This window comes from Paenibacillus sp. G2S3 (assembly GCF_030123105.1).
In the GTDB taxonomy this organism is placed as follows: domain Bacteria; phylum Bacillota; class Bacilli; order Paenibacillales; family Paenibacillaceae; genus Paenibacillus_AQ.
Window position 1 is genome coordinate 5,909,913 of the sequence record NZ_CP126095.1, and the last position, 21,993, is coordinate 5,931,905.

Annotated in this window: 19 protein-coding genes and 1 other annotated feature; of the genes, 1 reads left to right on the top strand and 18 read right to left on the bottom strand. The window is 42.2% G+C overall.

All coding sequences use genetic code 11. The annotated features are described in order from the left end of the window. Nucleotide 1 precedes the first annotated feature (1 nt). The 8 genes from QNH28_RS26055 to QNH28_RS26090 form a co-directional block, all read right to left on the bottom strand. Nucleotides 2–916: a glycine betaine ABC transporter substrate-binding protein gene (locus tag QNH28_RS26055; RefSeq protein ID WP_283909135.1), complete on the bottom strand. Its 915-nt coding sequence runs from the start codon at nucleotides 914–916 to the stop codon at nucleotides 2–4. A 43-nt stretch (nucleotides 917–959) separates the two neighbouring features. After that, nucleotides 960–1,616: an ABC transporter permease gene (locus QNH28_RS26060; RefSeq protein ID WP_149644861.1), complete on the bottom strand. Its 657-nt coding sequence runs from the start codon at nucleotides 1,614–1,616 to the stop codon at nucleotides 960–962. Then, nucleotides 1,613–2,752 carry an ABC transporter ATP-binding protein gene (locus QNH28_RS26065; protein WP_283909136.1) on the bottom strand — a complete coding sequence of 380 codons (1,140 nt, stop codon included), beginning with the start codon at nucleotides 2,750–2,752 and terminating at the stop codon, nucleotides 1,613–1,615. The genes QNH28_RS26060 and QNH28_RS26065 overlap by 4 nt, the downstream gene beginning before the upstream one ends. Before the next feature lie 194 nt (nucleotides 2,753–2,946). After that, nucleotides 2,947–3,582: a GntR family transcriptional regulator gene (locus QNH28_RS26070; RefSeq protein ID WP_283909137.1), complete on the bottom strand. Its 636-nt coding sequence runs from the start codon at nucleotides 3,580–3,582 to the stop codon at nucleotides 2,947–2,949. An 81-nt stretch (nucleotides 3,583–3,663) separates the two neighbouring features. Further along, nucleotides 3,664–4,923: an Nramp family divalent metal transporter gene (locus QNH28_RS26075; protein ID WP_283912271.1), complete on the bottom strand. Its 1,260-nt coding sequence runs from the start codon at nucleotides 4,921–4,923 to the stop codon at nucleotides 3,664–3,666. A 279-nt stretch (nucleotides 4,924–5,202) separates the two neighbouring features. Next, entirely contained in the window at nucleotides 5,203–6,882 is a 1,680-nt protein-coding gene (locus QNH28_RS26080; protein ID WP_283909138.1) for a glutamine--tRNA ligase/YqeY domain fusion protein, read from the bottom strand. 74 nt (nucleotides 6,883–6,956) lie between these two features. Beyond that, nucleotides 6,957–7,217, bottom strand: a binding site (T-box leader). Between the two features lie 68 nt (nucleotides 7,218–7,285). Next, complete coding sequence (locus tag QNH28_RS26085; protein WP_283909139.1) at nucleotides 7,286–8,842, bottom strand: SAM-dependent methyltransferase; 1,557 nt, start codon at nucleotides 8,840–8,842, stop codon at nucleotides 7,286–7,288. A gap of 49 nt (nucleotides 8,843–8,891) precedes the next feature. Then, nucleotides 8,892–9,746, bottom strand: coding sequence for a copper amine oxidase N-terminal domain-containing protein (locus QNH28_RS26090; RefSeq protein ID WP_283909140.1), 855 nt, complete (start codon nucleotides 9,744–9,746; stop codon nucleotides 8,892–8,894). A 171-nt stretch (nucleotides 9,747–9,917) separates the two neighbouring features. Between QNH28_RS26090 and QNH28_RS26095 the strand changes: the two genes are divergently transcribed. Next, complete coding sequence (locus QNH28_RS26095; protein ID WP_283909141.1) at nucleotides 9,918–11,129, top strand: oxalate decarboxylase family bicupin; 1,212 nt, start codon at nucleotides 9,918–9,920, stop codon at nucleotides 11,127–11,129. A 90-nt stretch (nucleotides 11,130–11,219) separates the two neighbouring features. Here QNH28_RS26095 and arsC read toward each other — a convergent pair whose 3' ends face one another. From arsC to QNH28_RS26145, 10 genes are all read right to left on the bottom strand, one after another. Continuing rightward, nucleotides 11,220–11,639 (bottom strand): arsenate reductase (thioredoxin), encoded by a 420-nt coding sequence (gene arsC, locus QNH28_RS26100; RefSeq protein WP_283909142.1) that lies wholly within the window; start codon nucleotides 11,637–11,639, stop codon nucleotides 11,220–11,222. 21 nt (nucleotides 11,640–11,660) lie between these two features. After that, a complete protein-coding gene (locus tag QNH28_RS26105; RefSeq protein WP_283909143.1) occupies nucleotides 11,661–12,950 on the bottom strand; it encodes an arsenic transporter in 1,290 nt (429 codons plus the stop codon). 91 nt (nucleotides 12,951–13,041) lie between these two features. Further along, nucleotides 13,042–13,368 (bottom strand): ArsR/SmtB family transcription factor, encoded by a 327-nt coding sequence (locus QNH28_RS26110; protein ID WP_283909144.1) that lies wholly within the window; start codon nucleotides 13,366–13,368, stop codon nucleotides 13,042–13,044. A gap of 82 nt (nucleotides 13,369–13,450) precedes the next feature. Beyond that, the gene (locus QNH28_RS26115) at nucleotides 13,451–13,993 is read right to left on the bottom strand and encodes a GNAT family N-acetyltransferase (RefSeq protein WP_283909145.1); all 543 of its coding nucleotides are present in this window, start codon (nucleotides 13,991–13,993) and stop codon (nucleotides 13,451–13,453) included. A gap of 55 nt (nucleotides 13,994–14,048) precedes the next feature. Then, on the bottom strand, nucleotides 14,049–15,374 hold the full coding sequence (locus QNH28_RS26120; RefSeq protein ID WP_283909146.1) for a sensor histidine kinase: 1,326 nt from the start codon (nucleotides 15,372–15,374) through the stop codon (nucleotides 14,049–14,051). After that, a complete protein-coding gene (locus QNH28_RS26125; RefSeq protein WP_283909147.1) occupies nucleotides 15,375–16,043 on the bottom strand; it encodes a response regulator transcription factor in 669 nt (222 codons plus the stop codon). 28 nt (nucleotides 16,044–16,071) lie between these two features. Next, entirely contained in the window at nucleotides 16,072–18,033 is a 1,962-nt protein-coding gene (locus tag QNH28_RS26130; protein ID WP_283909148.1) for an ABC transporter ATP-binding protein/permease, read from the bottom strand. A gap of 335 nt (nucleotides 18,034–18,368) precedes the next feature. Continuing rightward, complete coding sequence (locus QNH28_RS26135; protein ID WP_283909149.1) at nucleotides 18,369–18,896, bottom strand: DinB family protein; 528 nt, start codon at nucleotides 18,894–18,896, stop codon at nucleotides 18,369–18,371. Between the two features lie 62 nt (nucleotides 18,897–18,958). Next, on the bottom strand, nucleotides 18,959–19,615 hold the full coding sequence (locus QNH28_RS26140) for a response regulator transcription factor (protein WP_283909150.1): 657 nt from the start codon (nucleotides 19,613–19,615) through the stop codon (nucleotides 18,959–18,961). Next, complete coding sequence (locus QNH28_RS26145) at nucleotides 19,593–21,974, bottom strand: ATP-binding protein (RefSeq protein ID WP_283909151.1); 2,382 nt, start codon at nucleotides 21,972–21,974, stop codon at nucleotides 19,593–19,595. Before QNH28_RS26145 ends, QNH28_RS26140 begins: the two co-directional genes overlap by 23 nt. Nucleotides 21,975–21,993: the final 19 nt, after the last annotated feature.

Sequence of the window (21,993 nt, forward strand, 5' to 3'; positions counted from 1 at the left end):
TTTAGCCTTCTATTAGTCCCTTTTTGATCAGGAAATTACGAGCTACATCCTCTTCCTTGAGCGCATCCACATCAACTTCTGCGTTCAATTGCTGCATTTCTTCGTCACTGATCTGTCCTTTCAATTGATTTAAGACGTCTTTCAGTTCAGGGTATTTATCTAGCGTTTCCTGACGAATAATCGGTCCTGCATCATAAGGTGGGAAGAATTCTTTATCATCCTGCAGAATCACCAGATCATGTACTTTAATTTGCGCATCCGTCGCATATGCATTGGTTACATCTGTTTCCCCGTCGTCGATCGAACGGTACATGATACCATGGTCCATTCCTTTGCTCTGCTTGAAATCCATACCGTAAAGTTTCTGGATACCTGGGTACCCGTCCTCACGATCCAAGAACTCGAACTCTACGCCAAGAACCATTTCTCCAGATACTTTCGCCAAATCGCTGAAAGTCTTTAGATTGTACTTCTCAGCCGTTTTGCGACTAACAGCTAAAGTATAGGTATTATTTATGCCGAATGGATCCAGAAAGGCCAGTCCATCTTTTTCAAGCAGTTCTCTGGTTTTTGTCAACGATTCCTCAGAGTTTCCCGTCTCCTCTTGATAGTAATTGGCTACAATGGTTCCGGTGTAATCCGGATATAGCTGGATATTATTATTCTCAAGCGCACTCCAAGCTACATTAGAGCCTCCCAAGTTCATCTGGCGCTTCACTTTAATATCTGTTTTATCTTCTATCAAATCTGCCATCATATGAGCAAGTAGAACATTCTCCGTGAAGTTTTTGGAGCCAATCGTGATTTCTCCACTGTTACCCGCAGCAGCATTATTATTCCCACCACCACACCCAGCAAGTAGCGTCCCCATTAATACTGTAGTTAGAACGCCTGTCATCAATTTTGGAATTTTCATATATAATCTCCCCTTTTATATTCTTTCGAGACCAGAGTTTTAGTTATACTTTCAATCCCTTTGGAGTCGTTAACCGTTCAAGCAATCCAAGCAGATAATCCAGCACGAGTGCAAGAATCGCGGCCGGAATAGCGCCAAGTAAGGTTAGAGCTTCGATGTTCCGTTGAATACCTAAGAAAATAAATTCACCCAATCCGCCAGCACCGATAAAGGCTGCCAGTGTTGCTGTCCCGACATTAATAACTGCAGCAGTACGGATCCCTGCCATAATTACACTTAAAGCTAAAGGGAGTTGAACCCTGAATAGAATCTGCCAGCTCTTCATTCCCATTCCCCGGGCCGCTTCTACTATAGACGGATCCACATCAGTAATTCCCGTGTAGGTGTTGCGGATAATTGGCAGCAGTGAATACAGAAACAAAGCTACAACTGCCGTCTTCATCCCTATGCCAAATAGAGGAATCATAAATCCGAGCATCGCCAGACTAGGTATTGTCTGAAGAATCCCAGCCGCACCAAGCGTAATCCCTTTCAGAGGTTTAACCCGTGTAATCATAATTCCAAGCGCAATGCCAACAATAATTGCAAATAACATGGACAAGAGCACAAGTTGCATATGCACTCCCATAGAATGAATCAAATCTTCCCTACGTAAATCTAATTGATATATGAGTTGTTGCCATAACGATTGATCTCTCATACAGACACTTCCTCCTCTTTCGCGCCTCCCCATTGTGCAGCAAACGCCGTCAGAAGACTGCCTCTTGTAACAATCCCGGCAATGTTCCCCTCAGCGGTTACAATCGGAATAATGCCGTATGGAGCTTCCGTAATCAATGATAATGCGTCTCTTGCTGTTGCTGTATCCTGCAGCACCACCCCAGGTGGTGTCATAATTTCTTCGATAGTAAGGCTTTGTTCCATTTTGGCGGTAACATCATAAGCGGAGACTATGCCAAGCAGCTTACCTTTCTCGTTTCCTACCAGTAATGTATCCATTTTGCGTTGACGCATAAAGGTAAGAGCTTTACCCAGCGTGCGCCCTGGAAGAGATGTAGATGGATTGTCGCGCATAACTTCTGTTACGGGGATATACTCAGGGTTTTGGTAAATACGGTTTTTGCCGATAAATGATTCTACGAAATCATTAGCAGGGCGGCTGAGCAGCTCATAAGGTGTATCTAGTTGAACGATTTCACCATCTTTAAGAATAGCGATTTTATCTCCAAGCTTCAGTGCTTCATCCATATCATGTGTTACAAATACAATTGTCTTCTTCACTTCTTGTTGCATGCGCAGCAACTCATCTTGCAGCTGTTCACGGGTAATGGGGTCCAAAGCGCCAAACGGTTCATCCATCAATATAATCTCGGGATCAGCTGCCAATGCACGAGCTACACCTACACGCTGCTGCTGCCCACCTGATAATTGTTTCGGGTAACGTTTGGCAAATATCACCGGATCAAGTCCGACTAGGCGGAGCATTTCGAGCACCCGTTCTTTTTTCTTCTTCACTTCCCAGCCCTTTAGGTCTGGAATCAAGCCTACATTATCTTCTATGGTGTAGTGCGGGAATAGACCAGCTTGCTGAATAACATAACCGATGTTCTTGCGGAGGTTTACGGGGTTCTCCTTGGTGATATCTTTACCGTGGATATAAATATGGCCTGATGTATGCGGGACAAGACGATTTATCATTTTCATTGTTGTTGTCTTTCCGCAACCACTGGGACCGATCAGTACTAGTATTTCTCCAGCTTCGATTTCAAAACTAATGTTCTTAACTGCTTCATAACCATTAGCATACTTCTTACCTACTCCTTCAAATTTCAGCATGAGGTTCCTCCTTCTAATATCTATCGTCAGATCATCTCTCCAATTACTCTGTAAGTTAAACTATAACAAACAATCCCCAAACTGACAACCTACATGCATTCAATAGGTTGTTTGTTAATAATTGTAATATGTTAATTATAAAAAAAAGGCTATCCAGTGATAACCCCCGCTGGATAGCCTTTTTCAAGCTATTATTATAAATGATTTTCTGAATTTTTATTGATAAATTGTTCCGTTCTTTGGTACATTTTCTCATCACCAACTGCTACAAGTACATCATGTTCTCTGAGTATGACATGCGGACCTGGAGAGATGGTTATATCAGCACCTCGGCGAAGCGCTATAATAGTAGCCCCTGTATTCTGCCAAAATTGTAATGCTCCAATGGTTTTACCAACCACATGTGATTCTTCATGGATTGTAATTTCTTCCGGGTGGTACGGTTTTAAATTCTTCATCCGGTCTGATGCCTCGATAATTCCAGTTAGTAGCTTCTCAAATTTACCGTCGAGCTTCTTCTTTTCAAGCAATAATTGCTGTAGATCCTGTTTCAATGAATAAGCTGATTTCAGATAGTTATTCCTGGTGATATACTCATACGCCTTTTGATCAGAGATGACAATAATCTCTTTCCCCTGCGAAACAAACACTATATTCTCATCCTTCAATAATCCCATAGCCTTACGAATCGTTTCGGGAGAAACATGATATTGTCCTGCCAATAGAGAACGCCCGGATAGCTTACTCTGTACGGGAAATTCCCCGCTTACAATTCTTTGTGCAATATCAAGGGCTATAGACTTATAACCGGATATTTCTTGCATGGACATTGTCGATCTCCTTACTCTGGCGTGAATTATAAACATGCTCAAGTATACCTTTTTTCACTCACCAAATAAAGATGTCCTGTCTTATACAAACATTTGATATACCAAAAATAAGTTTAACGATACCACTAGACCGGAGATAATCCAGCCCAGAGCAGCTGTCATCTTACGATTCACTAACCCGCCCATTATCTGACGATTGCTTGTAAACATCACCAGTGGTACCAGGGCAAATGCAATCCCAAAGGATAAGATCACCTGACTGATAACGAGCGCCTTCGTTGGATTTACACCAAAGCCAATGATAGCCAAAGGTGGAATTATCGTAATCGCACGGCGTAAGTACAGGTTAATTCTTTTATTGATGAAGCCTTGCATCACTACATCACCAGCCATAGTTCCTACAGAAGAGCTCGATAGTCCAGCGATGAGTAGTCCTAAACCAAACGAGATCGCCGTTACGGGTCCAGCTAAGTGACTAAATTGCTGAAACGCAACATCCAAATCCTCAACCACGATACCATTTTTGAAAAATAATGCGGCTGAGACAATAACCATTGCCAGATTCACTGCACCTGCAATAATCATCGCAATAATAATATCTATGAATTCCAGTTTAAAAATCTGTTTCTTTTCCGCTTCGTTTACTCCTACGATACGGTTCTGTGTAAGTGATGAATGTAGATAAATGGCATGTGGCATCACTGTTGCACCTAGAATCCCTGCTGCCAAGAGAATACTGTCTACCCCTTCAAACTTAGGTGTGAACATGCCTACAGCAACAGCCCCCATATCTGGCTTAGCTACAATCACTTGAAAAGCAAAGGCTAATACAACTATAAGGATCATTGCAGCAATTCCTGCCTCAAGGGAACGGTAACCGCGGCGCTGAAGCTCTAGGATAGCAAATGAACCTACCGCAGTGATAAGTGCTGCCGGCAGCATGGGAATATCAAATAATAGATAAAGCCCCAATGCCGCCCCGATAAACTCCGCCAGATCCGTAGCTATTATCACCAGTTCACTTTGAATCCATAAGAAGATCGATACACTCTTCGGAAAACGATCATGAGCGATCTCCGGCAGGTTCTTTCCTGTAGCAATACCAAGCTTGGCGGATAAGGCCTGAATAAGAACGGCCATTAAGTTCGAGGCTACAATCACCCATAATAGGAGATAGCCGTATTTTGAACCCGCCGTAATGTTGGTGGCAAAATTACCTGGATCCAGATAAGCAACCGCAGCGATAAACGCTGGACCTAAGAAAGGAAGTAATCTTTTAATTCCTTTGGTCTCCCCATTAAGTACGGCTTGCGCCGAAATGGAGTTTTTATGTTGTCTCATATGCGGTTGTTCTATATGTGGTTTTTCTATTAAAGTTTGTTCTAACATGCCAATTCCTCCTCTTGCCGAAAAAGTTGTCTTTATACACGAAAGTTTCCTCTGTGCAACTTATATTTAAAGTATATGCTCATTTCTGAAAAATGTAAATATGTTTCATCAGAAATTTTCATATGCTTGTCCACTTCTAAACGTCAAAAAAAAACCGGACGACATCAGGAATTACCCGATCTTCGCCCGGCTTAAGCCAATTACTCTAATCATAAATATCATCATTAAAGGTTACGAATTCTTTTTCCATGTATCCTTCAGCGGTACAATTCGGTTCAATACCAGCTTATCTGCTGTCGCATACTTTTTATCCACACAGAAGAATCCATGCCTGATGAATTGAAATTTATCCTCTGGAAGTGCACTTTCCATAGAAGGCTCCAGGTAACACTCCTTCAGAATCGTTAAGGAATCTGGATTAAGATACGCGTCCCAGCGCTCATCATCTTCTTTAGGACCGTCGTTATCTTTTAGCAACCGCTCATAAAGATGAACTTCCGCCTTGATCGCGTGCTCTGCCGACACCCAGTGGATGGTCGCTCTGACCTTACGTTCATTAAATCCACTTCCACTCTTCGTTCTCGGATCATAGGTGCAGTGAAGCGCTAGAACTTCTCCGGTTGCTTCGTCCTTGATCACCTCGTTGCACTTAATGAAATAGGCGCCCTTTAACCTTACCTCATTGCCTATAGTGAGCCTGTGATAACCTTTGGGTGGCTCCTCCATGAAATCCTCTTGTTCAATATAAAGCGTCCGTGAAAAAGGAACCTCTCTATCTCCAAGCGTCTTATCTTCACTGTTGTTCTCAATCGTCAGCCATTCACTATGATCTTCGGGATAGTTAGTAATAACCACCTTTAAAGGCTTTAGAACAGCCATCACGCTAGGTGCCTTCGCCTTTAAATCTTGTCTAAGCGAATGCTCCAACATGGCAATATCTACAATGGTGCTATTCCTAACAAATCCAATTTCCTTCACAAAATTCCGAATACTCTCCGGCGTAAAACCTCTTCTCCGCAGTCCGCGAAGTGTTGGAAGTCTCGGGTCATCCCAGCCATCCACATAATGTCCCGCAACCAATTGTCTAATATACCGTTTGCTTGTGACGACACCAGTGATATTTACGCGTCCGAACTCCCTTTGCTTTGGAGCTTCAGGGGTATCCAGCTCATTCAGCACCCACTCGTACAGGGGTCGATGATCCTTAAACTCAATGGAGCATAAGGAATGCGTAATCCCTTCGATTGCATCTTGGATCGGATGGGCAAAATCATACATTGGATAGATGCACCAATCGTTGCCTGTTCTATAATGCTCCGCATGAATGATTCTGTAAATCACCGGATCACGCAAGTTGATATTAGGTGAGCTCATATCTATCTTTGCCCGTAATACTCTGGCTCCCGTCGGATAGGCTCCATCCCTCATCTCAGCGAACAACTTCAAATTCTCTTCCACAGAACGCTCCCGATAAGGGCTGTTTTTTCCTGGCTCCGTAAGCGTCCCTCTATAAGCTGTCACCTCTTCAGGTGATAAATCGCAGACATAAGCTTTTCCTTTTCGGATTAACGTGACTGCGCTATTGTATATTTTTTCCGAATAGTCTGATCCGTAGAACGTATGGTCCGGTGAGTAGCCCATCCATTCCATATCTTCGATGATGGCATTTACATACTCCAGATCCTCTTTTAAAGGATTCGTATCATCGAACCGCAAATGGAACTCTCCGCCATACTTCTTCGCAGTTGTATAATTCGTGTGAATGGCATACGCACTGCCAATATGCAGATATCCGTTAGGTTCCGGTGGAAATCTGGTACAAATGTCTCTACTATAAGCTCCCGCCTCAAGTTCTTCTTGAATAAATTTGTCGATGTAACTCTCTGCTATTACTTCTGGTTCCTTGTTCATTGGTATTACCTCCTGTTTATATGTGATATCCGCCTCTGTAAAATAAAAAGAACCTCACCTCCAAGACTTATGGTCTTGGGGACGAAATTCTCGCGGTACCACCCCAGGTTCATTAATATGTCGCCATATCAATCTCATCAAGTACGGCAATGCAGCTTACGCAGCGCTTATACTCTAGCTCTATAACAGGAGCTCCCGTCATACCATCCCCGCCGATCGGTTCCGATATGCCGCTCAGAGGCTTGTTTCGATAAAATCTCCCTTACCCTGTTCTCATCATTCAGGGCTCTCTGTGAAGGAATGATTTTATGTACTCTTCTCGTCATCGCGTTTAATTATTTTGTATAGGATACCAAATAGATGGTCCTGTGTAAATGGCGCTGTACTTCTGTCTTCTTACGATTTAATCCTCGCTCAGAGCCGTTATTAGTTCCAACACTACTTCATTATCAGGCTCTACAGCAAAAGCTCTACGCGCGTAATCCAGTGCAGCCCCTTCAGCTCCAAGCTCATAATTACAAATCGCCATACTATAAAGCACCGAGGCTAATGGTTCTTCCGAATTGACATGCATAGACCGCTCTAAGTAGGCTAACGCCTCCTCGAACTTATCCATTTCATACAGCAGTAACCCGGCATCCAGTGATAGATCATAGCTCTGTTCCATCGGATAGTAACCTGTCCACATTAATCGTATCCCCTGCTGAAGATCCAGCATTTCTTCATCACTTGCAGTGGGTAATAGCTCAGAAATCCGTTCAGCACTGTGGATAAACCATTCCGCATCGTACCCGCCTAATCGCCAAAAGACCAAAATTTGCTGTATCTCCATAGCGTCTAATTGATAGTCGCCCCATTCCTTCATACTGAAGAAATCATCCGGACCAAAACGCTCTACAAACCGTTTGTAGCCCAGCCGAGTGTTCGTATAGCTCATCGGCGCGTCCAGCATAAGAATACATCCGATGTTCAAGTTTTTATAGTGATGTGTGGTAAATAAGGATTGAGCCCCTTTTTGTTCCAACACATGCTGAATCGCATGATAGTTCGCCGTTAAGGAGAAACTTCCGTGATGAATAAGCTCAGGTGGCTCGGCAAATTCCCAATTCTCGATACGGTGATCTCCCTTATCTGCTGTTAGTAGTACGAAACCTTCTTTAGACAACCTAGCAAGCCGCTCCAGACATGTAAGCCCCACCACCGGAAACAGGATATGGGAATCCTCCAGCTTTTGCTGATAAAGCGCTATAACGTCATGATAGGGATAGGTCTCCGCTTCGTAATTAGCCGCACGGCGATAATGATACTGAGGAATGATTTTGCCGAGTACATCTGAGGGGTTGTCCGAATCTGCATCCGCTGAATACTGAATCGACACCTCACATTCAAATATTTTACCTTCATCCACATAAATTAATTCCTGCGGGATACTGTCAAAAAAATAATTCGCTACAAGTAGCAGCGGCTGCTGTAAATCACCAGGTTTGATGCTGAGCTTAGCGTGCACTAAATACAGTTCAGTATCCTGTACTGCATCAAAACGTGCGAAATCCAGAATACCCTGCTCTACGAATGGAAGTAGGCTTGGGTGCTGCTGCCAGCTGGTTATATTTTTAGCGGGTAAATCACTCATCACATAACGAAAAGGAGGAAGCGGAGTTCCCGCGTAATCTATGATTTCGCATAGCCTCTTAAGGATATGGTACGCTAATCGACCCGCTCCTGCTCCCAATTCCAGTATGGTGACTGTTTCAGAGAGATGACCTTTTCCTGCCCGATCTTGCAGGAATCCGAAGATCATTTCTGCGTATGCAGTCGCAATCATAGGATTACTCGTAATATACTGCGGAACCTGATCATTATTCCAAGCCTTTAATCCCTGTTCCTCATAATAAGCCCGCTGCAATTCCCAAATGGGTGCTTCACTGAAGCGATAGTGCTGCCCTTCGTTACCTGTCATCTATTTCTTAACCTGCTCTCTGTATATCTTGTTAGAACACCTATGATACTTATTCCGCTCTCAATGTACGTGATCTGAAAATGACGTATTCAGCCTCTGTTGGAATGGAAACGGAAAATGACAACAATGCCGCCTTGGAGGTTAACGCATCAGGTCCTTTTAACGTTTGGTAGTAAGAATTCCCCTTGCGGTCCACACTCACCAGCTCTAGTTCCGCATTCCCTTTAGGGATGACGAAGCCGGAGGTATTTTGCACGCCTAAGGTTAGTCTGAATTCTTTTCCGGATTGAGCTTGTGTTAGCTTAAAAGGATATAACGGATACGGATGTGCTGTCGTCTCCACTGGGTAAGGCGTGAGCGCACGATCTGCCTCAGGCTTCGCCCATTCCTCCCCTTTCCTAGCGCCAATGCCAAGGGTTAATTTATTCACGTTATTGAACTGAGTTTCCCAGCGAAATGTCTTTAACCCCTCTAGAATAGGGGATGCTGGAACAAACAGGATTCCATCCTTGATCTCTGGGGCGATCCCTAATGAATCTTTTGTCTCCCCATTAAATTCTGCCTCTAGCTGCCCTGCTTTAATCTTCCCAACCGATCGATCCAGTAGTGAAACCGTAACACTATTCGTTAATGCGTCATAAAGTAAATCTGCACCTATCGCACTCGAAAAAGCACGAATCGGCACCATTAATTTACCTGATTTAAAATAAGGAGCGAGTTTACCTGGAAAAAGGACGTAATACCCCCCGTATGACAGTGGCATTACCTGAGTCCCTAACTGGACAGCTGCCGACACCGATGTAGGTGTAACCGCAGAACCCGCGGCGAACATAATCACTAATAGACCTATGACATAAGCTCTTATTTTCCCTAATCGTTGTAAGGACTCCTTAATATGATTCATCTCAAACCCCTCTCCCTCTCTACTCCGTCTGGAACCTTAACCTCTATAGGTTAATAATCTATGATCCCCTTGCGCATGTCAACTTGTTCCACTTTTGCTATTCATCATAAAAGACAGCATTCCGCATATATTTTCATTGAGTTATTAAGAATCATGAAAGGAGTGCGATGGATGACTGCAGATGGACAGGATTCGTCAAGAACGACAAATATCCCTCAGCCCATTCGAAGCGATGGCGCAGGGGGATTAGATAAAGGACCACGTGATATTATGCGGGATTTGGAGAATCCGGACATGTTTGTTCCTCCTGTGACCGATGCCGGTCTCGTCCCCAATTTAAAATTCTCTTTCTCCGATGCACACATGCAGCTTAATCATGGTGGCTGGTCGAGAGAGGTGACGGTCAGAGACCTCCCCATCGCCACTACACTAGCGGGCGTAAACATGAGCCTAACCCCCGGTGGAGTACGTGAACTACATTGGCATCAGCAAGCGGAATGGTCCTATATGCTGCTGGGTCGAGCGCGAATTACTTCCGTAGATCAAAATGGTCGCAACTTCATAGCAGATGTGGGACCAGGTGATCTATGGTATTTCCCACCAGGTATCCCCCACTCTATACAAGGTCTCGAAGAAGGCTGTGAGTTTCTGCTTGTATTCGACGATGGAAGTTTCTCTGATCTGAACACCTTGTCCATTTCCGATTGGTTTGCCCATACTCCGAAAGAAGTGCTTTCGGCTAACTTTGGGGTGCCTGCTGCTGCATTTGACTCCATTCCCACCGAACAGGTCTATATTTATCAGGATCAGGTTCCCGGTTCATTGCAAAGTCAAAAGGTGGAATCTCCATACGGAGAGATCCCACAAAGCTTTAAACATTCGTTATTGGCTCAAACTCCGCTGAAGACTCCCGGCGGGAGCGTCAGAATTGTCGATTCCAGTAACTTTCCGATCTCCAAAACCGTCGCTGCCGCATTGGTAGAAATTGAACCCGGAGGGATGAGAGAGCTACACTGGCATCCAAATAACGATGAATGGCAATATTATCTTACCGGAAAAGGACGTATGACTGTATTTGCCGGAAACGGTGTAGCAAGAACATTTAATTACAGAGCAGGCGATGTTGGGTATGTCCCTTTTGCATTTGGACATTATATTCAAAATACAGGAGAAGACTCCTTGTGGTTCCTCGAAATGTTCAAAAGCGATCGTTTTGCGGACGTTTCTCTGAATCAATGGATGGCTCTCACGCCACATGAATTGGTTCAAAGTAACCTGAACGTTGGACCAGAGGTTATGAATGCCTTACGAAAAGTGAAATGGCCCGTAGTAAAATACCCTAAGCCAAGCAAAAACGCCTCCGGCGTCCCTAAAGGACGGTAAGCGCTTTTGCGAGAAATATAAGGATAAGGTATAGTGTGAAACTTATACTTTCTTAATATTTTTAAAAGCATAGGATACTTCACCTGGTAACTATTCGCCGGTCTCCGCAAATCGTTTGATTCTTTCCCCAATCTGGTCACGTACACGCTGGAACACTGCCCACTTCTCTTCATCGGTCCCTTGTGCTTTTGCCGGATCATCGAAGCCCCAGTGTTCCCGCATCACCGTCGGAGGTGTCGTTGGACATTTATCCGCAGCATCCCCACATAACGTAATGACTAGATCAGCATTATTCAGCAGATTAGAATCAATCATATCCGAGGTCTGTCCGGTGATATCTATGCCTACTTCGCTCATGGCTTGTACAGCTTTTGGATTTAGACCATGGGCTTCAATTCCAGCGCTATACACATTCCATTCTCCCCCTAAATATTGCCTCGCCCAGCCTTCAGCCATCTGACTCCGACAAGAGTTTCCTGTGCATAAAAAATAGATGGTTTTTTTGTTCATCTTGATCTTCCTCTTTTCAAATTAAGTAATTAACAACCACAGATAAAGACCCAGAAGTGTAATGAACAACGTTGGAATAGTTAGTATAATCCCTGTCTTAAAATACGTTCCCCAGGAAATCTTCACACCTTTAGCCGAAAGCACATGCAGCCACAGCAGTGTCGCTAGTGAACCAATCGGGGTGATTTTAGGACCTAAGTCTGAACCGATAACATTTGCATATATTAATGCCTCTTGAATGATTCCGGTTGTATGCGTTGCATCAATTGCGAGTGCGTCAATCATTACAGTTGGTAGATTATTCATCAATGATGAGATCAATGCAGCAATGAACCCCATACCCATGGTTGCAGCGAACAAACCCTGATCAGCAATCACCCCAATCGCCTTAGCGAGTAAATCCGTCAAGCCCGCATTCCGAAGTCCATATACCACGACATACATTCCGATGGAGAAGAACACAATCGCCCAAGGTGCTCCTGTAATCACTTCTTTCACCTTGACAGAAGGACTTCTTCTCGCGAGAAGCATGAACAAAATTGCAATGATTCCCACTACCACTGATACCGGAATCTTCAAAAATCCGCTAACGAAATACCCTATTAAAAGAATAGCCAGTACAATCCATGACAGACGGAACAATTTCATATCTTTGATAGCTTCTTGCGGATCTTTTAGCTGGGAGTCATTAAATTGCTTCGGTATACTTTTGCGAAAAAAGAAATAGAGCACCACGATACTCGCCATCAAAGAGAATAGTGTAGGTACAATCATCTTACCTGCATACTCCATAAAGGTAATTCCGAAAAAATCAGCCGATACGATATTCACCAGATTGCTGACCACAAGCGGCAATGAGGTGGTATCCGCAATAAATCCGCTAGCAATAATGAATGGAAATACTTTTTTCTCATCAAAATTCAGCGCTCTTACCATAGCAAGTACAATAGGCGTAAGAATTAGCGCCGCTCCATCATTTGCAAAAAAGGCAGAAACCAACGCACCAAGAACGATGACATATACAAACATTCGTGTTCCGTTTCCCCGTGCCGCACGCGCCATATGTAAAGCAGACCATTCAAAAAATCCAATACTGTCTAAAATTAAGGAAATTAAGATGATTGCCACAAACGCCAACGTAGCATTCCACACCATCTGTGTTACATCCAGAACATCATTAAAGCTAACTACCCCAGCTAGTAAAGCAATGATCGCTCCGCCGCAAGCTGACCAACCAATCGATAAATTTCGAGGCTGCCAGATTACAAAGATTAAAGTTACTATAAAAATAAGTATGGCTAGAATGGCCACTTTCTCAACACTCCTATAATCTACGAATAAATCCTACATCACCATATAACTATATAGTTATATATAGTCTAAAAAAAACTACAACTATATTTTAGTCGCAGCACGGTGCTTTAACTTCTTTATTCAAACTAGCCAATATCGCTGCTGAGCTGGGCATATGTTGAAGAACAGCCCTAAGATGCGGTTTATCCTCGACATTTAACGAATAATGTACCCACTGTCCTCGTTTGCTTTCTTTCACGATCCCTCGACTCTTCAATTTCCGTAAATGCTGACTAATCGCCGGCTGGGATATATCAAAAATATCAAGGAATTCACACACGCACCATTCCCGTTCTTTCAAAAGTGAAAGCATGGCCAGTCGCGTCTTATCTCCTAAGAGCTTCAAATCATCTGCAATATCCGTCAGTGACTGCATCCCTACTTTTCCTCCTTCCAACATATATATAAGCGAATACTTATATTGTAATGAACTAGACATTGAGAAGCAAGAATTTATTTTAGCGCACTTCCTTATCCCATTCTTGCTCCAATACACTAAACACTAAAGAATCTCGCCAGCCATCTTTAATGAGTAAAGCATCTCTTAATCTGCCTTCATAGGTCATGCCAATCTTGGTGAGCACCTTGGATGATCCACTATTTCGAGGGTCACAGGTCGCGTATATTCGATGTAGATGCAGATCTTCAAAACCAAACTTCAACATGAGTCCGGCTGCTGCTGTAGCGACTCCCTGTCCCCAGACATCAGGATGGACAATATAGCCGATTTCACCGTTTCTGTCCGTATGGCTTCTAACATTTAATTCAACCATGCCGATCAAATTTTCAGTTCCTACCGCAACTATGGCTTGCGCGAACCGAGTTCTGGGAACTTTTTGAGAGTCATCTAGTGCCTGGCTCACAAATGAAAGGGTTTGATCAGCAGTATTTGGACCCCAAGCTTGAAAACGGCACACACGATCCTGTGAACAATACGCATGAACATCTTTCCAGTCCGTATGCTTCAATTCACGTAAATAGACAGGATTTCGATCTTGCATCCTCATCCCCCTCAAAGTTTACCTTAAGCTTTAGCCCATTAACTATTCATTTGGTTTAGATACTAGGAATCGTTACAATAAACTGGGTTCCATCTCCGACTTTACTCTCCACTTCAATTTTACAATCATGTATCTTTAGAATTTTCATTACAATGGAAAGTCCAAGTCCATTCCCTTTAAGAGCGCTGCTCCGTGCCTTCTCCACCATATAAAATCGATCAAAGATAAGCGGAAGTGCTTCCTCAGGAATGCCTTTTCCAGAATCTTTGATATATACCTTCACAAATTGCGCGTGCATCTCAATTTCAACATGAATGGTACCGTCTTGCCCCGTATATTTTATAGCATTATTTATTAAGTTCTGCCAGACCTGATCAAATAAATCTTTATCTGCCGTAATCTCGCAAGGCAATAAATCCAATTCAATCATAATATCTTTCCGTGCCCACTGTGGTTCCGCTAATACGATCGTTCTTCTCAATTGTTCGTCTAATTGGAATGTGGTGGGATTAACCGGATGGTGTTCCGAATCGAGTGAGGCTAATCGGAGCAGATTATCACTAAGCCTAGATAGGCGTAATGTTTCCTCATAGATAATATCCAGATGCTCTTTTTGCTCTTCTAATGGAATGACACCATCTTGCAGCGCTCTTGTAAATCCTCTAATCGATGTAAGTGGTGACTGCATTTCATGAGAAACATTGCTGACAAAATCGTCACGGACTGAGTCCATTTTCTGCAGCTCACTTGCCATACGATTAAAGCTCTCCATCAGTTCACCAAATTCATCTTTATTACGATAAGTCAATCGGACAGATAAATTGCCTGATGCCATTTCCTTAGCTGCAACCGTCAGCTTTTTGATAGGCTTCACGATGTACCTGGACATGAACAGGATAAGCAAGCTTCCGATGATTAACACAGCCGATAATGTAAACAGGAGCGAAATTCTCAACCCTCTTACAAACGATGAAAAATCAATTTTGATAATGGACGCACCTTTTCCATCATCTATCTTGGGAATCCCTATGATCGCAAGTCCGCCCTTACCCGATAGAAAAACCGCATCGGTTGTGTTTGTACTGAATAGGGTAGCCATTGTTTCCTTATCTAACGAAAAGACGGAGTCGCTTGGCTCATTAACGATCGCTATATCTATACTAAATCTATTAAGAAGATCTCGAAAAGCATTTACTTTTTCCGGATCATCTATTAGGTTTATCACCTTTGCTACATCTTCAGCAATATTAATGTACATATGGTTTGGGGTATTATTTTTTTCTGAAAACTGCATAAACAATATAAAGGATATAATCAAACTGGTTAGAACAATACCAATGAATGTAACGACGATTCGAAGACGCAGACTTTTTCTCACCATCTAGGCTAGCTCCAGTCGATATCCAAGTCCTCTTACCGTAGAAATGATGAGCTGAGGGATAGGCTCAAGGCGTTCTCTTAAGCGTTTGATATGCACATCAACTGTCCGCTCATCACCTTCATAATCCATTCCCCATATATTTTCTATAAGCTGAGTACGTGTGAAAATTTGCCTTGGCGAAGCCGCCAAAGCAAATAACAACTCACATTCCTTCTTTTTCAATTCAACGGTTTGATCGGCATTAGTGACTGTTAAATTCCCTAGATCAATCGTTACTCCCCCTAATTGAATAACATTCAAAGGGGTCACATGATATCTCTTTAATAATGATTTCACACGCAGTACCAATTCAATGGGATCAAACGGCTTTACTAAATAATCGTCTGACCCTGCATTAAATCCCCTAACTTTATCCTTAGACTCTCCTTTGGCTGTAACCATCAGGATCGGCATATCGATATAAGATCGAATATCTTCTGTCAGTTCAATACCATCGACATGCGGCATCATCACATCTACAATCGCTAAATCTATTTTCGTATGCGCTAGAATGTCTAAGGCTACTTGACCATCTTCTGCTTCCACTACGGAAAATTGATTTTTTTCAAGATATAATCTTATTAATTTACGGATATGGGAATCATCATCAACTACTAGAATGGTGTTCATTCATCAATTGTCCCTTCCAAAGTCGTATTTATTCGTAACGTAGAGATTCCATTGGATCCAGCTTGGCAGCCTTCGATGAAGGCATCAAACCAGCGATAATACTAATCCCTGTACTTACAACTAATCCGAATACGATATAAGATCCAGATAGGTTAATAAGCTTTACACCAAAGGCATTTTCCAGCAAGATATTTAATCCAAAGCTAATGATCGCTGCAAAGATTATCGCAAAAACACCACTAAATATCCCTAATAATGCAGATTCGGAAAAGAATATTCGCTTGATATCTTTCTTTCTTGCCCCAATCGCACGAAGGATACCAATCTCCTTAGTCCGCTCCACTACACTAATATAAAGTACAACCAGTATCATAATCCCTGATACGATGAGCGAAATCCCTGCAATACCAGATAGAACAATCGTAGCCATATCCACATAAGTCGTGATACGCTCCATGATCTTTGCCGTTTGGGAGCCCGAGAAGCCCGCATCCACAGCCGCTTTATTAATATCATTTACATATTTCATATCCGTTGCAAAAGCATTAACCTGAATCGGACCAATGGTAATCCCATTATCAGTATACATTTGCTCCAGTGTCTGTGTTGGAATATATCCTGTTGGTGACATTTGCGCTCTTGGATCCGTGGCTTCATAAACACCAGAGACCGTAATTTCTTTTTCCAACGTGATCGGTTTATGTTTAGCATCCATTTCATTAATATACAGATGAATAGACTTTCCTACCATAGCATTCGGTTGCTCATTTCCACTTAATTGACTCGCTATTTTCGTTGGTAATAATACTTCATTTTCTTTCGGTAAAGCCCCTGCTTTAATCGTCGCTTTATCAAACGTATCGTTTAAGGTGGTTAATTGTGTGAGACTACCCGTTTGATCTCCAAAAACCGTGGTAGATTTGCCTGTAATGGTTGTTATGGTCTCTACATGATCTACATTTGGAAGGTTACGGATCGTTTCAACATCGGCCTTTGTAAACGCAACACCTGGTAACATCATCGCTTCTGGGCCCTTCATGTCCTTGGCTTCTGGATTTGGCTTAGTGATATCCACCAGTAAAGGGTCCATACTTGAATTAATTTCATTATTAATATAGCTCGTGATCCCATTTCCTAAGGAAAGCATCAAGAGTACACTTAAAATACCTATCGAACCACCCAATGCTACCAATACATTACGTTTGGCGTTAAGCTTCATATTCTGAAGGGCCATTTTGAAAGAAGCCATTAAGCTGAGGTTTCGGGCCGAACCATCTCCCCCATCGTAGGTAGTCATGGAACGTTCCTTCAAATGAATATCATCTTTAACCAGTCCCTCTTCAAGCTTAACGATACGGCTGCCGTAGTCAGCTACTTTTTGCGAGTGGGTCACGGTAATGACCAAGATTCCTCTTTTCGCTATGCTGTCCAACAAGACTAATATTTGATCGCCTGTATCCTTATCCAGCGCACCCGTAGGTTCATCTGCCAAAATAATGTCTGGATTATTCGACAATGCACGTGCAATGGATACCCGTTGCTTTTGTCCACCGGACAGTTGATTCGGACGTTTTTTCAGATGATCCTTTAAGCCTACCTCTGTCAATATCTCTATAGCACGCTTATTACGTTCCTTCTCGCTTGTATTCGTCATCTGCATCGCAACCGTAACATTTTCCAAGACTGATAAGTGTGGAATCAGATTGAAGTTTTGAAATACGAAGCCGATATTGTTCTTGCGATAATCATCCATTTCCTTTTCGGTCATTTTGCTTAGATTCTTCCCGCGAACAAGGACATCGCCCTCATAATCAGAGTCCATTCCACCAATAATATTCATCAGTGTGGACTTACCACAACCAGACTCACCGAGGATGGAAACAAATTCACCTGTCTCAAAGCTTAAATTCACATCATGGAGTACTGGAACCTTTTCCTTACCATACAAAGTATACGATTTTTTTACATTCTTAACCTCTAATATGTTCATTCTGATCTCTTCCTCTCCTGGGCCACGCTCTTTATCTCTTCCTTTGATGTTGCCTATCCTAACAAATTTATGTGAACTGATAATGAACTGGAGAACCTCCTCCTCTTGAGACAATACATTTAAGGAGGGAGTGGTAACTACGGAGAACTTTTGGACATTAGAAAAAGGCGAATTCTCACTCAGCATGGAGTCGAATTCGCCTTTTTCTGTTAGGCACATTTTATAAGGATTTAGTGAGTCATATAATAGGCCTTCCGCCCAATTTCTTTACCTGTGTAATAGATGATATCAAAGAATAGCACTGCTAAGATAACTCCATTCATGCTCCCCTATCTTTAAGCTAGCGCTCTTTTTCGTATCAATCTAATTTGGCCTCTGTGATTAATTTCATCTTCGAATACATGAAACCACATGAAATAACGATTCGCAGGTTTGTTATACCAGAACGCTTCTTCTACATATAACCAGTCATCCTCCACGGTTGCGAACAATGCATACGTTTTTTCCCTTACCTCATTTAAACGGTCTAAATAATAGCTAAGATCATTTCCTTTAATAACCGCTCGACCTTCATCCCCTAAGCTCAGTGCTGGCCCCCATATCGTTAACTCTTCTTCAGACAAATCTCTTCCCTCAAATGTCGCAACTTGATACGCATATTCTACCGCAGCGTAATGTAATAATAATGATCCAATAGAGTTACTCTCTGAATCCAATAAATAGTCTAGTTGGTCTACACTTAAGTCCTTAACAGCCTCTAATGTTGTGTGTCTTGCGTAGTTCATCATGGATAAAAGACGACTAATTTGTGGTGAATAACCGGGGATATCTGTAATCAAATATATTTTGTCCATGTCGATCATTATGAGATCTCTCCTTCATATCTTCGAATTTGTAAATTTACAAGACTATGTATTTGTCCAGCTCAAAATTGCTCCGTTCTAACAAGTCCCAGCCGTTTTCCCTCTATGATAGCTTCGGATCTGGAATGCACACTCAGCTTCTCGAAAATTCTCGTCAGATTATACTCCACCGTCCTTTGTGACATTAAGAGCTTGCTGGCTATGTCTTTGTTACTTTTTCCACTGGCAACTTCCTGGAGTATTTCTTGTTCCTTTTGATTAATAGATACTTCTTCAATAAGCTGATTATCTCGGTTATTGGATATCTTGATATCACTTCTGCGCAGCTGCTTGAGTAAAGAAACTGGAATGACAGCCTCATTTCTTAGTGCACAACGAATGGTATTTAACAACTGTTCTCTGGAAGCTGTCTTAGAGATAAATCCTGTAACCCCTGACTCCATCAACAGGTTATAATGCGCACTGATTTCATATCCGGTATAAATCACCACTTTAGATTCAGGATCACGCAGAACGGCTCTTTTGGTGAATTCAAGTCCGCTAATTGTAGGCATATTAAGATCGCATAAAATCACATCAAATCTATGCTGGTCCAGCATATCAAAAGCTTCCATTGCTGACAAAACAAAGGTTACCTCCATATCAGCATCTTGCTCAATCATATTCTTGGTTCCTTCTCCAACTGAAGGATGATCATCAACCAACAAGATACGTATCATCGTCATCGCCTCCTCTATTTTTCTCCTCCACAAAAGTCGTTGTCGGTAAATAAATAATAACCTCCAACCCTTTACCCTTCTCCGAGTTAAACGTACATTCTCCTTCTAAACTCGCTACACGCTCTTTGATACCGGACAAGCCCATATGTTGGAAAGATTCCTTAATATCTACAATATTCATGCCTACTCCATCATCCTTGTAACGGAAATAGAGATGTTCTTTCTGATCTAACTCAATCTCAATCTGATTTGCCTTGGCGTGCTTCCCGGCATTTCTCAGAAGTTCCTGCACAATTCGATAAAGGGCTATCACCAGTTCATCACTTAACTCGCCTATCGGACTTGATGTAAAGCTAATAGTATAGTTGGACTGCAGCTGAGCATACTCAAACAAAATCTCCAGCGCCTTCACAATCCCAGCTTCCCTAAGAAGCGGAGGACGCAGTTCATTGCAAGTCTCCCGAATCTGATAGATAACATCCAGAAGTCCTTCTTTGATCTGAAGCAGCTCCGGTAAGATTTCTGTTGAAATTTCGTGATCGGAGATCAGCGTTTCTAGCCTACGAAGCCAAATAAGTTGATCTTGAAGGGCAGAATCATGTAAATCCGCCGCCAGCTTTCTTCGCTCATTCTCTGACAAGTTAAAAATCAGGCGCAGAACCCAGGGTGCCCCATGTTGATCTTTTTTCATTTCAGCTTCAAGGTCTTCAATCAGGCCTTCAATCAGATATAAATTCTCATAGACGATGCTTGCATAGTTTGCGATGGTATTTAACCAATTCAGCTCATCCATGTTCATCTTGATATGATTCTTCTTATGATCGATCCATAGGAGATGAACACTCTTTTTATGACGGCCTATCACTAGTAGAATCCCTTGCTGGAGTTGAATGACCTCCCCTACTTTAAGAACGGGAGATTGTGATACAAATTCTAAATGGATCTCTTGACCCGAATCGTCCAAGATTGGACTACGCAAATTCTTATCCTCATCTATCTCAAAAAAAGCCGAACGATTAACCGGCAAAATCTCATTGATCTCCTTGTTGAGTGCAGCTTCCAAATCAGATATCTTCATAACCTTTGAGATTTGCTTAGAGAATCGTTCCAAACTCCCTTGATAATGGTGAAGTTCATGGACCAGCTTAGGCCGGAAATAAGGATCTATTTTCTCCTTAAAGAATAAGAAGGTCGTAATCGATAAATACACCACCAAAAACATCTGAACCCATTTGATCCAATCATATTCCGGCCTACTCTGAATGATCGCCAGTACTACCACAATCATTAGCGCCGGAATGAAAGCAATGAACAGATCATATTTGAATCGACTAAAAGCGAAATCAATATCAAATAGCTGTTTAGCAGTGAGCAGATAAAAATAGGTAACTGGCATTAAAAACAAAAAAATCGTAGTGATTTCGTAAGGAATCAAGTCGACCCCAAAAGCTATCGGTACAGCTGAAAGAAGAATAAATGGCGTAAACGCAAGGATCTGTCCGGTTAGCATAATTTTAAGCATCGATTTAAGTGCTGTGCTCCGATAATTGATGTATACATAGAGCAGTTTAAATATGCTGTATAGGATGCCTACAACAAAGAGCCCAATAATAATCAGACGCATAAAGGAATATAAGGATCTATCCCAAGAGTAAATAACTAAACTAAAGGTTGTAACCATACCTATTAAAATGGCGAATCCGTAGAATACTTTCATTAGAAAACTAGAAAGAAATAGAACATTAAATCGTTTCAGATGTACTTGGAGAAAGTGGATAAACACCAGCGGGATTAAAGGCAGCAAGAAAGTCATAGTAATTCTGCCGATGAGATCTGATCTGCTTGAGGCATATCCGGCGAAGTACGTCACTCCCACCAATAAAAAGAACAAAATTAGCAGTTCTGCTGCGCGTTCTCCTCTTTTTCTACGATATAAAAGAAGACTTAATACTGCTAAAAAAACAAAGGTTGCTCCAGGAACTACAAGCTGTGTGAACGTATGATATACCGAGGATTTATTCTTGATATCATAGTGTTCAGCGGTCAGGGTACCCTCTTTAGAAATACGGAGGAGTTCAATGGATTGAACTTGCGTGAGATTTCCGTATCTCAAGGATCCATCCACTTTTTCAATCGGTATTCCATTAACCGCTACTAAGATATCCCCTTCCCGCAAATTCTGCTTATAGCCTTCACTGGAAACGTCGACCTCTGCGATATAATATTGTCCTTGTTCATTCTGCTCCAGACCAACTTCAAGTAAGATATTGGAGTGAATGATTCCCACAAAATGAATGATAAGAAAGGCAAAACCGCAAAGTAACCCTGATATGAAAAAAAAACGGAGTTTCACTCTCATTTGAATCCCCCGGAAGAAC

Coding starts and splice junctions, on each gene's coding strand:
- QNH28_RS26140 (WP_283909150.1), bottom strand. CDS start 19,615: ATGATACGTATCTTGTTGGTTGATGATCATCCTTCAGTTGGAGAAGGA.
- QNH28_RS26135 (WP_283909149.1), bottom strand. CDS start 18,896: ATGATCGACATGGACAAAATATATTTGATTACAGATATCCCCGGTTAT.
- QNH28_RS26060 (WP_149644861.1), bottom strand. CDS start 1,616: ATGAGAGATCAATCGTTATGGCAACAACTCATATATCAATTAGATTTA.
- QNH28_RS26070 (WP_283909137.1), bottom strand. CDS start 3,582: ATGTCCATGCAAGAAATATCCGGTTATAAGTCTATAGCCCTTGATATT.
- arsC (WP_283909142.1), bottom strand. CDS start 11,639: ATGAACAAAAAAACCATCTATTTTTTATGCACAGGAAACTCTTGTCGG.
- QNH28_RS26080 (WP_283909138.1), bottom strand. CDS start 6,882: ATGAACAAGGAACCAGAAGTAATAGCAGAGAGTTACATCGACAAATTT.
- QNH28_RS26120 (WP_283909146.1), bottom strand. CDS start 15,374: ATGGTGAGAAAAAGTCTGCGTCTTCGAATCGTCGTTACATTCATTGGT.
- QNH28_RS26115 (WP_283909145.1), bottom strand. CDS start 13,993: ATGCAAGATCGAAATCCTGTCTATTTACGTGAATTGAAGCATACGGAC.
- QNH28_RS26125 (WP_283909147.1), bottom strand. CDS start 16,043: ATGAACACCATTCTAGTAGTTGATGATGATTCCCATATCCGTAAATTA.
- QNH28_RS26095 (WP_283909141.1), top strand. CDS start 9,918: ATGACTGCAGATGGACAGGATTCGTCAAGAACGACAAATATCCCTCAG.
- QNH28_RS26075 (WP_283912271.1), bottom strand. CDS start 4,923: ATGAGACAACATAAAAACTCCATTTCGGCGCAAGCCGTACTTAATGGG.
- QNH28_RS26055 (WP_283909135.1), bottom strand. CDS start 916: ATGAAAATTCCAAAATTGATGACAGGCGTTCTAACTACAGTATTAATG.
- QNH28_RS26145 (WP_283909151.1), bottom strand. CDS start 21,974: ATGAGAGTGAAACTCCGTTTTTTTTTCATATCAGGGTTACTTTGCGGT.
- QNH28_RS26065 (WP_283909136.1), bottom strand. CDS start 2,752: ATGCTGAAATTTGAAGGAGTAGGTAAGAAGTATGCTAATGGTTATGAA.
- QNH28_RS26090 (WP_283909140.1), bottom strand. CDS start 9,746: ATGAATCATATTAAGGAGTCCTTACAACGATTAGGGAAAATAAGAGCT.
- QNH28_RS26130 (WP_283909148.1), bottom strand. CDS start 18,033: ATGAACATATTAGAGGTTAAGAATGTAAAAAAATCGTATACTTTGTAT.
- QNH28_RS26110 (WP_283909144.1), bottom strand. CDS start 13,368: ATGCAGTCACTGACGGATATTGCAGATGATTTGAAGCTCTTAGGAGAT.
- QNH28_RS26085 (WP_283909139.1), bottom strand. CDS start 8,842: ATGACAGGTAACGAAGGGCAGCACTATCGCTTCAGTGAAGCACCCATT.